This is a genomic window from Streptomyces sp. NPDC029159, from assembly GCF_055564055.1.
This window is the reverse complement of the sequence record NZ_JBVHWT010000002.1, coordinates 569,569-583,206: the sequence shown is the minus strand read 5'-3', so window position 1 is coordinate 583,206 and position 13,638 is coordinate 569,569. Positions and strand designations below refer to the sequence as shown.

The 13,638-nt window shown below is 72.3% G+C and carries 13 protein-coding genes; 3 read left to right on the top strand and 10 right to left on the bottom strand.

Features of this window, described 5'->3' with window-relative positions:
• Positions 1-128 precede the first annotated feature (128 nt).
• The gene (locus tag ACZ4U4_RS06645; RefSeq protein ID WP_467869617.1) at positions 129-857 is read left to right on the top strand and encodes a TetR/AcrR family transcriptional regulator; all 729 of its coding nucleotides are present in this window, start codon (positions 129-131) and stop codon (positions 855-857) included.
• Between the two features lie 21 nt (positions 858-878).
• Entirely contained in the window at positions 879-2,189 is a 1,311-nt protein-coding gene (locus tag ACZ4U4_RS06640; protein ID WP_467869615.1) for a cytochrome P450 family protein, read from the top strand.
• A gap of 23 nt (positions 2,190-2,212) precedes the next feature.
• Here ACZ4U4_RS06640 and ACZ4U4_RS06635 read toward each other — a convergent pair whose 3' ends face one another.
• The 5 genes from ACZ4U4_RS06635 to ACZ4U4_RS06615 form a co-directional block, all read right to left on the bottom strand.
• Positions 2,213-3,088 (bottom strand): amino acid ABC transporter permease, encoded by an 876-nt coding sequence (locus ACZ4U4_RS06635; RefSeq protein ID WP_467869613.1) that lies wholly within the window; start codon positions 3,086-3,088, stop codon positions 2,213-2,215.
• Entirely contained in the window at positions 3,085-3,729 is a 645-nt protein-coding gene (locus ACZ4U4_RS06630) for an amino acid ABC transporter permease (protein ID WP_467869611.1), read from the bottom strand. The genes ACZ4U4_RS06635 and ACZ4U4_RS06630 overlap by 4 nt, the downstream gene beginning before the upstream one ends.
• A gap of 14 nt (positions 3,730-3,743) precedes the next feature.
• On the bottom strand, positions 3,744-4,673 hold the full coding sequence (locus tag ACZ4U4_RS06625) for a glutamate ABC transporter substrate-binding protein (RefSeq protein ID WP_467869609.1): 930 nt from the start codon (positions 4,671-4,673) through the stop codon (positions 3,744-3,746).
• A gap of 14 nt (positions 4,674-4,687) precedes the next feature.
• Complete coding sequence (locus ACZ4U4_RS06620) at positions 4,688-5,431, bottom strand: amino acid ABC transporter ATP-binding protein (protein WP_467869607.1); 744 nt, start codon at positions 5,429-5,431, stop codon at positions 4,688-4,690.
• Between the two features lie 207 nt (positions 5,432-5,638).
• Positions 5,639-6,082 carry a DUF6278 family protein gene (locus ACZ4U4_RS06615; protein ID WP_467869605.1) on the bottom strand — a complete coding sequence of 148 codons (444 nt, stop codon included), beginning with the start codon at positions 6,080-6,082 and terminating at the stop codon, positions 5,639-5,641.
• A 261-nt stretch (positions 6,083-6,343) separates the two neighbouring features.
• On the opposite strand from ACZ4U4_RS06615, the gene ACZ4U4_RS06610 reads away from it, so the two are divergent.
• Entirely contained in the window at positions 6,344-8,146 is a 1,803-nt protein-coding gene (locus ACZ4U4_RS06610; protein ID WP_467869603.1) for an SGNH/GDSL hydrolase family protein, read from the top strand.
• A gap of 70 nt (positions 8,147-8,216) precedes the next feature.
• On the opposite strand, the gene ACZ4U4_RS06605 is transcribed toward ACZ4U4_RS06610, so the two are convergent.
• From ACZ4U4_RS06605 to ACZ4U4_RS06585, 5 genes are all read right to left on the bottom strand, one after another.
• Positions 8,217-8,996 carry an exodeoxyribonuclease III gene (locus ACZ4U4_RS06605; protein ID WP_467869601.1) on the bottom strand — a complete coding sequence of 260 codons (780 nt, stop codon included), beginning with the start codon at positions 8,994-8,996 and terminating at the stop codon, positions 8,217-8,219.
• A 43-nt stretch (positions 8,997-9,039) separates the two neighbouring features.
• Complete coding sequence (locus ACZ4U4_RS06600; RefSeq protein ID WP_467869599.1) at positions 9,040-9,678, bottom strand: MBL fold metallo-hydrolase; 639 nt, start codon at positions 9,676-9,678, stop codon at positions 9,040-9,042.
• A gap of 39 nt (positions 9,679-9,717) precedes the next feature.
• Positions 9,718-11,007 carry a bifunctional 3-oxoadipate enol-lactonase/4-carboxymuconolactone decarboxylase PcaDC gene (pcaDC, locus tag ACZ4U4_RS06595; RefSeq protein ID WP_467869597.1) on the bottom strand — a complete coding sequence of 430 codons (1,290 nt, stop codon included), beginning with the start codon at positions 11,005-11,007 and terminating at the stop codon, positions 9,718-9,720.
• Positions 11,008-11,365: 358 nt separating this feature from the next.
• Positions 11,366-12,223 (bottom strand): MBL fold metallo-hydrolase, encoded by an 858-nt coding sequence (locus ACZ4U4_RS06590; protein ID WP_467869595.1) that lies wholly within the window; start codon positions 12,221-12,223, stop codon positions 11,366-11,368.
• A 19-nt stretch (positions 12,224-12,242) separates the two neighbouring features.
• On the bottom strand, positions 12,243-13,550 hold the full coding sequence (locus tag ACZ4U4_RS06585; protein ID WP_467869593.1) for an MFS transporter: 1,308 nt from the start codon (positions 13,548-13,550) through the stop codon (positions 12,243-12,245).
• Between the last annotated feature and the right edge of the window lie 88 nt (positions 13,551-13,638).

Sequence of the window (13,638 nt, the reverse complement as noted above, 5' to 3'; positions counted from 1 at the left end):
AGCGCCCCCGCGCGGCTCAACATGCCAGGCATGTCCGGAAGTTGACTGTGCGGGCGGGGAGGGCCGCCGTACCTTTGACCCCGTGACCAGAATGGAAATCTGGTCACGGCACGGGTGGAGGTGCGGCGATGGAGCAGCCGGGGCGCGGGGAGCGGATTCTCCGGGTGGCGGGGGATCTCCTGGTGTCCTGGGGCTACCGCAGGGTGACCATCGACGAGATCGCCCGCCGTGCCGGTGTCGGCAAAGGCACCGTCTACCTGCACTGGAAGACCAAGGACGCACTGCTGCTCGCGGTGCTCCTGGACAGCAAGAACGCCGCGCTCCGGCGGCAGTTGACGCGGCAGCGGGGGTGTCCGCTGGAGGTGCTGCCGAGCAGGATGGCGCGCGGTTACTTCCACGACTTCCTGACCAGCCCGGTGCTGCGCGCCCTGCACACCGACGACACCAACGTCCTGGGCCGTCTCAACGACATCGCCACCGTGGAACTGGCCGATCTGATGGACCGCACCAACGACGCCGTCCTCCGCCATCTGGAGATCCTGCGTACCCACGGTCTGGTCCGCGACGATCTGGCCACCACCGACCAGCTGTACACGTTCACGGCGGTCATCAGCGGTTTCTTCGCCACCGAGGTGCTGCTCGACGGGCGCGTCCCGGAGACCGCCGAGAGCCGCGCCGACCTTCTCGCCCGCACGCTGCGAGCCGCGCTGGAGACCCCGGCCGGCTCCGTCACCGACCCGGGCGACCTGCCCGGCGTCCGGGCAGCGGCGGTCCTGGCCGCACCCGCGGTCATCGAGCTGTACGAACACGTCGCCCGGCTCAGCGCCGAGGAAATGCGCCGCCAGCTGCGCGATTGACTCCCGACCGGAGGAGAACAGATGTCTGCGAAGCCGTCCACCGACCCGATCGCGGTGCCCGCCGCCTTCTCCGCCCACGTCGGCAAGCACCCGGGTGAGCTGAACGTCATGGACCCCACGCTGCTGACGGACCCGTTCGGCGGCTACGGCGCACTGCGCGAGCAGGGCCCGGTCATCCGGGGCCGCTTCCTCGACGATTCACCGATCTGGTTCGTCACCCGCTTCGACGAGGTCCGCGCGGTGCTGCGGGACCCGCGGTTCGCCAACGACCGCTCGCACGCCCGCGGCAGCGCCGAGGGCCAGGACCCGCTGTCGCGGACGCTGGAGACGTTCGGCATCCCCGAGGGGCTGGACAAGTACCTCACGGACTCCATCCTCAACAAGGACGCGCCGGACCACACCCGGCTGCGCCGCCTGGTCTCGCGCGCCTTCACCGCGCGCCGGATCAGCGCGCTGCGGCCGCGGGTGGAGCAGATCACCGACGAGCTGCTGCGCGGGCTGCCCGAGCACGCCGAGGACGGCGTCGCCGACCTCATAGAACACTTCGCCTATCCGCTGCCGATCACGGTGATCTGCGAACTCGTCGGCATCCCGGAGGAGGACCGGGCGCAGTGGCGCGCCTGGGGCGCCGATCTGGTCTCGATGCAGCCGGAGCGGCTGGCGCGTTCGATGCCGCCGATGGTCGACCACATCCACGACCTGATCCGGCGGCGCCGGGCGGCGCTCGCCGAGGATCTGCTCAGCGATCTGATCCGGACGCAGGACGAGGACGGCGGCCGGCTCAGCGACGTCGAGATGGTCACCCTGGTGTTCACGCTGGTCCTGGCCGGCCACGAGACCACCGCCCATCTCATCGCCAACGGCACCACCGCCCTGCTCACCCACCCCGACCAGCTGCGGTTGCTGCGTGAGGACCCTGCGCTCGCGCCCCGCGCGGTGCACGAGCTGATGCGCTGGTGCGGCCCGGTCCAGGGCACCCAGCTGCGGTACGCCACCGAGGACGTCGAGCTGGCCGGGGTGCGGATCGCCAAGGGGGACGCGGTCCAGCTGATCCTGGTCTCCGCCAACTACGACCCGCGCCACTACGACGACCCCGACCGGCTGGACCTCACCCGCCACCCGGCGGGCCAGGCCGAGAACCACGTCGGTTTCGGCCACGGGATGCACTACTGCCTCGGTGCGACGCTGGCCCGGCAGGAGGGCGAGGTGGCGTTCGGCAGACTGCTGGCGCACTACCCGGACCTGGCGCTGGCCGTCGCCCCCGAGGAGCTGGTGCGGCTGCCGCGCCCCGGCAACTGGCGGCTGACGGCGCTCCCGCTCCGTCTGGGCTGACCGGCCGCCCGGCGCCGTCGCGGTCACTCCCGCGGCGGCGCCGGGTGCTGTCCGGCACCGGGCAGCAGCGTGCCCGGCTCCGGCGGCCCGACCTCGGCCGCCTCCACCTTGGGGTTGCGCCGCTGCCGCCGGGAGACCCAGGTGGCGAGTGCGGAGAGCAGCATGCACAGGCCGATGTAGATCGGCGAGATGATCATGACGACGGGGATGAACGGCAGGTCGTAGTCGAGGTTGGACGCGATCAGCTTGCCCGCGTGCAGGAACTCCTCGTAGGTGATGAGGAAGCCCAGCGAGGTGTCCTTCAGGGCGACCACCAGCTGGCTGATGATCGTCGGCAGCATCGCCCGGACCGCCTGCGGGACGAGCACATGCGTCATGACCTGCGTCTTGCGCATCCCGAGCGCCTGCGCCGCCTCGCCCTGGCCGCGTTCGACGGCGTTCACGCCCGTACGGAAGACCTCGGCGAGGACCGAGCCGTTGTAGAGGGTCAGCCCGCTGACCAGCGCGACCAGCGGTTCCGCCTTCAGCGCCACATAGACGAAGAAGATCATGACGAGGACCGGCATGGCGCGGAAGAACTCCACCAGCAGGGTGGAGACCCAGCGCACCACGCGGTGTTCGGAGAGCCGGCCGGACGCCAGTACCGCGCCGAGCACCAGCGACAGCACCGCCGCGTAGGCGAACGCCTTGAGGGTGTTGCCGAGGCCCTTGAGCAGCAGTTCCTGGATTCCCTTGTAGAGGAAGGGCGTCCACTTCGCGGCGGTGAACTGGCCGGTGTCGAAGAGGAGGTAGAGGATCCAGCCGATCAGGGCCAGCAGGACGGCGGTGGCGGCGACGGCGTAGGTGCGGTGGCGGCGCCGGGTGTGCGGTCCGGGGACGTCGTAGAGGGCGGTGGTCATCGGTGGACTCCCCAGCGCTTCTCCAGCACGTTGAAGAGCGCGCTGATGGTCAGGGTCACGAGCAGATAGCCGACGGCGATCCAGATGAACGACCAGACGATGCTGTAGCCCAGCTCGTTGAGGGTCTTGTACGTGCCGAGCAGTTCGACGACGCTGAACGATCCGGCGATGGCGGAGTTCTTGGCCAGCGCGATCAGGGTCGAGCCGATCGGCGGGATCACCGAGCGGAACGCCTGCGGCAGCACCACGTCGCCGAGGGTCTGCGGGAAGGTCATGCCCAGGCTGCGGGCCGCCTCGCCCTGGCCCTTCGGCACGGTGTTGATGCCCGAGCGGACCGCCTCGCAGATGAACGCCGAGGTGTAGCAGCCCAGCGCGAGCACGGCGAACAGCTGAAACGGCAGCACCAGACCGAACCGCGGCAGCCCCAGCACCACCGCGAAGAACAGCAGGGTCAGCGGGGTGTTGCGCAGCACCGTCACCCAGACCGTGCCGAAGACGCGGAGCGAGGCGACCGGCGCGACCCGGAATCCGGCCATCAGCAGGCCGAGGGCGAGTGCCAGCAGCGAGGCGTAGACGGTGAGTTCGACGGTGCCGAGGAGCCCCTTGCCGTAGAGCGAGAAGTTGTCGAGGAGAACGTTCATCGGTCGGTTCCTTCTCAGCCCGGGTAGCGGTCGATCGGCGGCGGCTTCGGCGCCGGGACCCCGGAGAGGCCCAGGGTCGCCTCGAACGCCCTCTTCCAGTCGCCGTTGCGCTGCCGGGCGGCGAGCGCGTCGTTGAGCGCCATCCGCAGCGCGGTGTCCTCGCGCGGCACACCGATCCCGTACGGCTCCTTCGAGAAGGGCTTGCCGACGACCTTCAGCTCGTCGGGGGCCTTCGCCGCGTAGCCCAGCAGGATCGCGTCGTCCGTGGTGACCACGTCGACCTGGTAGGTGAGGAGGTTGTCGACGCAGATCGAGTAGGTGTCGTACCCGACGAGGACCGCCTTGGGGAAGTCGGCCTTGATGCGCTGGTAGGGCGTCGAGCCGGCGGCCGAGCAGACGCGCTTTCCGGCCAGGTCCTGCGGGCCGTGGATGTTGTCCTCGTCGGCCCGCACCAGCAGACTCTGCCCGGCCATGAAGTACGGCCCGGCGAAGCCGACCTGCTTCTTGCGCATCGCGTTGATGGTGTACGTGCCGATGTAGAGGTCGATCTGGCCGTTCTGCAGGGCGGTCTCGCGGTTGGCGGAGGCGACGGTCCGGAAGTCGATGGTGGCGGGGGCGAAGCCCAGGGAGGCCGACATCATCTTGGCGATCTCGATGTCGAAGCCGGAGTAGCGGCCGCTGGCGGGGTCGCGTTCGCCCAGGTAGGGCTGGTCCTCCTTGACGCCGATGACGAGGTGGCCGCGGCGTTCGGCCCGTCGCCAGGTGGGCGATCCGGACAGCTTGAAGCCGGTGTTCACGGCGTAGTGCGGCAGTTGTTCGGCGCTCGGGCCCTTGGCGGGCGGGCCGCCCTCCCGGCCGCAGGCGGCAGCCGCCAGGGCGAGGAGGGCGCAGAGCAGCAGGGCGGTGAGGGTGCGGCCCGGGCGCCGCCGGTGGGAATTCGGCATCGTCGCGCCCCCGTTCAGTGCTTGAGGATCTTGGAGAGGAAGTCGCGGGCCCGTTCGCTGCGCGGCGCGGTGAAGAAGTCCTCCGGCGTGCGGTCCTCGACGATGCGGCCGTCGGCCATGAACACCACGCGGTTGGCGGCGGAGCGGGCGAAGCCCATCTCGTGGGTGACGACGACCATCGTCATGCCGTCCCGGGCGAGCTGCTGCATGACCTCCAGCACCTCGTTGATCATCTCCGGGTCCAGCGCCGACGTCGGCTCGTCGAAGAGGAGCGCCTTGGGGTCCATGGCCAGGGCGCGGGCGATGGCGACGCGCTGCTGCTGGCCGCCGGAGAGCTGTGCGGGGTACTTGTCGGCGTGCGCGGCGAGACCGACGCGGTCGAGGAGTTCGCGCCCGCGCCGGGCGGCCTCGTCCTTCTTCTGCTTGCGGACCTTGACCGGGGCCAGCGTGATGTTGTCGAGGACGGTCTTGTGCGCGAAGAGGTTGAAGGACTGGAAGACCATGCCGACTTCGGCGCGGAGCCCGGCGAGCGCCCGTCCTTCCTGGGGCAGCGGGGTGCCGTCCAGGGTGATGGTGCCCGACTCGATGGTCTCCAGGCGGTTGATGGTCCGGCAGAGCGTGGACTTCCCGGAGCCCGAGGGGCCGATGACGACCACCACCTCGCCGCGGCCGACGGTGAGGTCGATGTCCTGGAGGACATGGAGTTTTCCGTAGTACTTGTTGACCCCGCGCAGTTCGATCAGCGCCTCACCGGCCATGCAGTCTGCTCACTCTCATCATCCGTACAGCGGAGAGTGTGCAACTTACCGGGACATATCCGACAGCTCTCCGCTGACACGCACGGGCGCGGTGAGGAGAGTGGAATCGGCGGGGCGGGAGCGCTCCGGAGGCGGGGCCCGCATCGGCCGCGGCCGGGAGCGGAGCCCGCTCGCCGACGGGGCCGCCACCGGGACCGCCCGGCCCGGTCAGCTCTCCGCGACCTCCGCGTAGACCTGCGAGAGTTCCGGCGCCCCGTCGTCGGCCCACTCGTGCCCGGCGGCCGCCACATCGATCTCCCGGCCGGACGCCAGACACACCACCGGCCGCCCGTCCGGCCACACCCGCCACCGTGCGCCGGGCACCGTGCGGACGAGGACGGTGCCGAGGTAGAGGCCCGCGTCGTTGCCGAGCCAGGGCAGCGCCTCCGGGTCGTCCCGCCACACCGGCTGCAACTGGTCGAGCGCCTCCAACGACGCCGCGGAGTCGTCCAGTTCGACCCCGGCGTTACCGGCTTCGGCCCGTAGCAGCTCGCACTCGGACAGCAGCTCGGCGACGGCGTCGGGATCCTCGCGCGCCGCGTCCGCCGGCGGCACCGTCGTGCGGTGCGCGCCCGAACCCTTGCGCCACTTGTCCAGAAAATGCATGTTCATGGGGTGCAGGGTCCCACCCGTTCACCGGGCCCGGCCACAGGCGCGCGGCAACCGCCGACCGCCGTTCGTCATCCCGACGCCTCCTTCCCTTCTCCCCTCTTTCACGGCGCTCCCGTCTGATCTTCCGGATCCGACACCGCCACCTCTCACCGGAACGACCGCTTCAGCAAGGGAAGTCCGCACCGTCCCGCCGCCCGCCGCCGTCACCGGGCGGACGGCACGGACCCTCTCGCACCCCATGCCTCACGGAGGGAACGACCGATGCGCGTACGACATCTGTGCACCGCCCTGGCCCTGCTCACCGCCGCGGCGACGCTGCCGACGGCCACGGCGAGCGCGGCCACCGCACAACAGGCCCCGAAAGTCCGGCCGTTGAGGCATCTCTACGACAACACCGCGATCGGCGGCGGCCCCAGACCCGGCGCTGCCGACTTCGACGGTGCGGGCAACGCCCTCTCCGCACCCGATCTGTCGGCGGCCGGCTGGACGCCCGGCCGCGCCCTGGACCTCGACGCCACCGCCCTGACCTGGCCCCGCGCCACCGCGGGACGGCCCGACAACGTGGTGGCGAACGGCCAGACCCTCTCCGTCCACGGCACGGGCGGTGCGCTGACCTTTCTGACCGCCGCGACCGGGACCGGCGCCGCCGCCACCGGGAGCGGCACGGTCCGCTACCGCGACGGTTCGCGGAGCAGCTACCGGCTGACCGCCCCCGACTGGCGCGCCGGTCCGACCGCCACCGCGGCGGTGGCGCTGCCGCACCTCGTCACCGAGCAGGGCACCGTCGCCGGACCGGCCCGGCTGTACGCGGTGACCGTGCCGCTGCGGCCGGGCCGCGCCGTCACCTCCGTCCAACTGCCGCGGGCCACCGCCTCCGGCGCGGCGCTGCACGTCTTCGCGGTGGGGGTGCGCCGTGACGACCGCGGCTGGACGGGGAGTTGGGGGACCAGCACCTCCGGCTATGCGACGGTCGGGCCGTGGCGGGACCGGACACTGCGGCTGGTGGTGCACTCCGGCGCGGGCGGGCAGCGGGTCCGGGTGCGGTTCGCCAACACCTTCGCCGCCGCGCCCGTGACCCTCGGCGCCGCGAGCCTCGCCGTCCGCGGTGACGGCGCGCCGGCCGACGGCGCACCGCGGCGGCTGACCTTCCACGGCGAGCGCGGCGTACGCGTCCCGGCCGGGGCGGAGGCGATCAGCGATCCGCTGGGCTTCACCGTGCCCGCCGGACGGGATCTGCTGGTCAGCATCCATCTGCCGGGGACGGTCGCGGCGGCGCCGGTGCACCAGAAGGCGGAGCAGACCTCGTACCTCAGCGCGGCCGGCGCCGGTGACCGGACCGCCGACGCGGGTGGCGGCGCCTTCCCCGAAACCCTCACCACCTGGCCGTTCCTGACCGGGGTGGATGTCACCGGCGGGCCCGGGTCGATCGTGACGCTGGGCGATTCGATCACCGACGGGGACCACTCCACCGGCGGCGCCAACCACCGTTGGCCCGACGTCCTCACCCGCCGCTTCCAGCAGCAGGACGCCCTCCCCCGCTACGGCGTCCTCAACCAGGGCATCTCCGCCAACCGCGTGGTCACCGACCGCTACACCGGTGACGGCGTCAGCACCGACATGGGCGGGGTCAGCGCCGGGCACCGGCTCCAGCGCGACGTCCTGGCGCAGACCTCGGCCCGTACCGTCGTGCTCTTCGAGGGCATCAACGATGTGCGGTGGGGCACCGCGGCACCGGAGGTGGTGGACGGGCTGCGGGCGCTGGCCCGGCGGGCGCACGCGCACGGGCTGCGGGTCGTCGCGGCGACGCTCACGCCCTGCGAGGGCTACCCGGACTGCACCGCGGAGGCCGAGGCACGGCGGCAGGCGGTCAATGCGGCGCTGCGCGCGCACGGCGAGGCGTTCGACGCGGTGCTGGACTTCGACGCCGTGATCCGCGACCCGGCCCGTCCGCAGCGGATGCTCCCCGCCTACGACAGCGGCGACCATCTCCACCCCGGCGACGCGGGCCTCGCGGCGCTCGCCACCTCGGTGGACCTGCGGAAGCTGGTGCCGGGCAAGGGGTGAGGCGTACGGGGCGGGGGCCTGCGCCGCCGCCCCCGGGCGCGGCCCGGGCCCCGCGCGCCCCGAGGCTCCGTCAGAGATCCAGGTCGACCACGACCGGCGCGTGGTCGGAGGCGCCCTTTCCCTTGCGCTCCTCGCGGTCCACATAGGCATCCGACACCGCGCCCGCGAAGGCGGCGTTGCCGTAGACGAGGTCGATGCGCATCCCGCGGTTCTTCGGGAAGCCGAGGGCGCGGTAGTCCCAGAAGGTGAAGGGGTGGTCATACTTGAGGGGGCGGGGCAGCACATCGCTCAGGCCGGTGCCCCGCAGGGTGGCCAGTGCCTCGCGCTCGGCGTCGGTGACATGCGTCTGGCCGACGAAGGCCGCCGGGTCCCAGAGATCCGCGTCGGTCGGCGCGACGTTGAAGTCGCCGAGGACGGCGAACGGGCGGCCGCCCGCCGCGTCCTCGGTGACCGCCGTCCGCAGCGCCGCCAGCCACTCCAGCTTGTAGGCGTAGTGCGGGTGGTCGACCTCGCGGCCGTTGGGGACGTAGACCGACCAGACGCGGACCGGGCCGCAGGTGGCGGAGACGGCGCGGGGCTCCTGGGCACCGTCGTACGCCGGGCCGCCGGGCAGACCGGAGACGACGTCCGTGAGGCCCACCCGGGAGACCAGCGCCACGCCGTTCCACCGGCCGGTGGCGGTGACCGCGGACTCGTACCCCAGCTCCTTCAGCTGGTCGGCGGGGAACTGCTCCGGGGAGCACTTGGTCTCCTGGATGCACAGCACGTCCGTGCCGGTGTTCTCCAGCCAGGCCAGCAGCCTCGGGAGGCGGGCGGTGATCGAGTTGACGTTCCAGGTCGCGATGCGCATGCCGGTAAACCTACAGCGCACCACCGACAGCGGTCGCGGAGTGTCAGAGCGGGCCGGTGGCGGTGCCGGGGGCGAGGCGGCCGTGGTCGGTGGTGGTGAGGTTGCCGATCAGGCCGTCGTAGATCGGCCGGGCGTGGTCGCGCAGCAGACTGTCGTGGATGTCGACGGCCCGGCGGGGTGCGACCGCGCGGACGTAGTCGATGACCTCGGACACCTTGTTCCAGGGCGCGTGCACCGGCAGCAGCAGCGTGTCGACCTGCCGCCCCTCGGGGACGGTGAGCGCGTCGCCGGGGTGGAAGACCGCCTGGTCGACGAGGTAGCCGACGTTGGTGATCCGCGGGATGTCGGGATGGATGACGGCGTGCAGCCGGCCGTGGACCTCGATGTCGAATCCGGCGGCGGTGAAGGTGTCGCCCTCGCCGACGGTGTGCACCCGGCCCGGGAACGCCGCCGACAGCTGCTCGGCGACGGACGCCAGCGTCCAGATCTCGGCGGCCGGGTTGGCCTCCATGCCCGCGCGCAGCCGTCCCTCGTCGAAGTGGTCGGCGTGCTCATGGGTGACCAGCAGGGCCTCGGCGCCTACGGCCGCGTCCGGTTCGCTGAAGCCTCCGGGGTCGATGACGAGCACCCGCCCGTCCTTCTCCAGCCGGACACAGGAATGGGTCTTCTTCGTCAGTTCCATGGACGCCATCCTGCCGCCCCGGCCCCGGCCGCGCCCGGCTCACCCCTCCGGCGTGGTCTCCTCGCGGATCACCCGCTGGGCGACGGTGAAGGCGGCGTTCGCCGCGGGGATGCCGCAGTAGACGGCGGTGTGCAGCAGGATGTCCTTGATCTCGGTGGGCGTCAGGCCGTTGCGGAGGGCCGCGCGGGTGTGCGCGGCGATGTCGCCGTGGTGGCCGCCCGCCACCAGCGCGGTGAGCGTGATGATGCTGCGGGTACGGCGGTCCAGGCCCGGCCGCGTCCAGGTCTCGCCCCACTCGTAGCGGGTCACCAGGTCCTGGAACTCGCCGGAGAACGCGTCGGTGGCCTCCTCGACCGCGTCGACGTGCGCATCGCCCAGCACCTCGCGGCGGATCTTCGCGCCCCGCTCGTACGCGCTGCCGCGGACCGCCTCGGGCTGGGCGAGCCCCGCCTCGATGGCGGCGGGCGCGGTGGCCTGCGCGGCGGCCGCCAGCTGCGGCTTGGGCGCCGCCGCCCCGATGGCCGGCTGCCCGCCCGCGGACGGCTTGTCGTGCCAGGCGGTGCTGAAGTGCCGGATGAGGAGTTCGGTGACGGCCGCGGGCTGCTCGACCGGCGCGAGGTGGGAGGTGCCGGGCACCAGTGCCAGGCTCGCGTCCGGGATGCCGGCGACCAGGCTGCGGGCGTCGGTGGTCGGCGTCGTCTGATCGTCCGAGCCGACGACGACGAGCGTCGGCACCCCGACTCTGCCCAGCGACGATCTGACGTCGTACGAGGCCAGCGCCTCGCAGGCGGCGATGTAGCAGCCCGGGTCGGTGGTGCGCACCATCTGTACGGCCCACTCGACGATGGCCGGCTGCGCGGCGGCGAACCCCGGGGTGAACCAGCGCTCCGGCGCGGTCCGGGCGATCGGGTCGAGGCCGTTGGTGCGGATGACCACGCCACGCTGACGCCAGGAGTCGGCGGTGCCGTACCGCGGTGAGGAGGAGACCAGGGCGAGCGAGGTGACGCGCTGCGGGCGGGTGAGCGCCAGCTGGGTGCCGATGGCACCGCCGAGGGAACAGCCGCCGTACCCGAACCGGTCCACGCCGAGCGCGTCGAGGGTGGCGGCGACCCGGTCGGCCAGCTCGGCGACCGAGGAGGCGGGATAGGCGGGCGAACCGCCGTGACCAGGCAGATCGAAGCGGATGACCCGCCACTGCCGGGTCAGATCCGGGATCTGCCTGTCCCACATGTGCCATGTCGTACCCAACGAGGCACCTAGGACGAGGACGGGAGCGTCCTCTGGCCCGTCAACCCGGTATTGGAGCATGTGCGTCCGTGTCTCACTCACGCCCGCACGGTCTCACATCTCACGGAAGCCCCTATAGCAGGGGTCTGCCGGGTGGGCCGCGACCTGGAGGTTGGCGGAGAGACGCGGGCCCCGCCGCTGCCCCTCGCTCGTCTACTTGCTCTTGACCACTCTCCTGGCGGTTACCGGCTCCCAGCGCTCCGCTGTCGGTCTCCTGACCACCAGGCAAGGGAGCATCCTGCACGCCGTCGTGCGCCGCCAACAGGCGCTGTTCCAGGGCCTGTTTCCGCCGGATGCTCCCCGCAACGGGCCCGGCCCGAGCGCCGTCAGCTGCGTGCCGGGGACGCGACCGTTCCCCAAGCCCCGTCCCAGGCCGAACGGCGCACCATCGCCGATGAGGTCACCGGTCGTACCTGCGCCAGTGGCCGGTGGAGTCGACGGTGCCGAGCTGCTGGTCGGCGAAGTGGACGCCGAAGCCGAGCACCCCGTCCTGGGCGAGGAAGGCGATGAGCCGGCGGCGGGAGCGTTCGGCCTCGGCGCGGTCGTGGTCGAGGACGACCGCCCACTCCGGGTGCCGGACCTGGACGGGCGAGTGCATGGCGTCGCCGAAGGCCACGACGCGGCGCCCGTCGCCGGTGTCGAGGACCCAGGCCGTGTGCCCCGGAGTGTGGCCCGGCAGGGCCCAGGCCCGGACGCCCTCGGCGATCTCGGTTCCGTCCGCGACGGCCGTGGTCCGTTCGTCCTGTCCCGCGAGCCGCGGCCCGGCCGCGGGGTCGAGGCCCCGCAGTTCGCCCTCGCCGACGATCCAGCGCGCGCGGGGGAAGAGGCTGTGCGCGCCGTCGACCGCGTCGGGCCGGGCCCAGCCGCTGTGGTCGTCGTGCAGGTGGGTGAAGGCGACCGTCTCCAGCGTGGCCGGGTCGACGCCGAGGTCCGCCAGCGCCTCCGGCAGATCCTTCACATGGTCGAAGCCGTGCTGGAAGTGTTCCAGATCCCCGCCCGAGATGCGGCCGTGGCCCGCGTCCAGGAGCAGGCGCTCCCCGCGCCGTTCGACGAGCAGAGCGCCGCACCCCATGGGCAGATGGCCCGCGTCCGTCATGTGCGGACGGTGCGGCGTCCAGTGCTCCTCCGTGGTGGCGGGGTAGACCCGCGTCGGGATCATGTGCACCCCGGCGTCGGGAACGTAGCTCAAGGTCAGCTCTCCGAGGGTCCTGGTCCACGGGCCGGGCAGGCAGGAGGTGTTCGGCATGTAGGTCGCCATGGCCGGTGTCGTTCTCCGTTCAGATACGGACACATTCGTCCGTTCGTGTGCAGGTGGTGGTGCTGGTGGTGCCGACGCTCGCGGGGGCGTCCGCCGACGGGTCGGCGAGCGGTGCGGAGGGGCTGGGGCGGAGGAGTTCGAGCGTCCAGATTCCGACGCCGAGCAGCGCGATGACGGCGCCGAGCACGCACACTCCTGCCCAGCCCGCCACCGGGTACAGCGCCGACGCCAGCGCGGAGGAGAGGGCGCCGCCCGCGAACGAGGCGACCATGAGGGCCGTCGTCACCCGGCTGCGCGCGTGCGGGACCCGGCGGTAGAGGGCGCTCTGGTGGCTGATCAGCAGGGCCTGCTGGGCGAGGTTGAGCGCCACGATCCCGACGACCAGCGCGACGATTCCCCCTACGCCGCCGGCGCCCGCGAGGCCGAGCGCGCCCCAGCTCCCCGTCAGCAGGACGAGCGCGCCGCTCGCCACCTGCCGGCCACGGCCACGGTCCGCGAGCCGTCCCGCCGCCACCGCCGCGGCGGCTCCGGCCACACCGGCCAGGCCGAACAGGCCGATGGCGGCGGGGCCGTAACCGTAGCGGGGGCCGGCGAGCAGGAACGACGAGGCGGTCCACAGGAGGGTGAAGCAGCCCATGCCGACCGCGGCCAGGCCCATGCGCCGCCGCAGCAGCGACTCGGTGCGCACCAGCGTCACGACCGAGCGCAGCAGCCGGGGGTACGGCGTGGTCCCGGACGGCGGCACCGGGCGCAGCACCAGGCGCAGGACGACGGACAGGGCTGTCATGACGAGTGCCGCGAAGACGAACACCAGCCGCCAGTCGCCGAACTGCGCGAGGAACCCCGCGACGGTGCGGGCCAGCATGATGCCGATGAGCAGACCGCTCATCACCGTGCCCACCACAGCGCCGCGTTCGTGGTCGGCGGCCAGCGAAGCGGCCATCGGCACCACGATCTGCGCCACGGCGGAGGTCACCCCGACCAGCGCGACCGCGGCGTACAGCGGGCCCGGTGACGGGGAGGCAGCCGCGCCGAGCAGGGCGACGGCGCTCAGCCCGAGCAGCATGCTCACCAGGCGGCGCCGTTCCAGGACGTCACCCAACGGCACGAGCAGCGCCAGCGCGACCGCGTAGCCGACCTGGGAGGCGGTGGCGACCAGGCCGCCCGCGCTCTCGGAGACCCCCAGCGCGCGGGAGATGACCGGCAGGAGCGGCTGCGCGTAGTAGATGTTCGCCACCGCGGCGCCGCACACCACCGCCAGCAGCAGGACTGTCGCGCGGCTCAGCGGGGCGCGTGCACGTTCACGGCCGGATTGTGGATCGTTCATGCCAGAATCCTTCGTCCGGACGGAGTCGCAGGTCAAGCTATTTTGGATCGATCAATCCGAAAGTGAGGAAGGCCACACGCCGACCGCA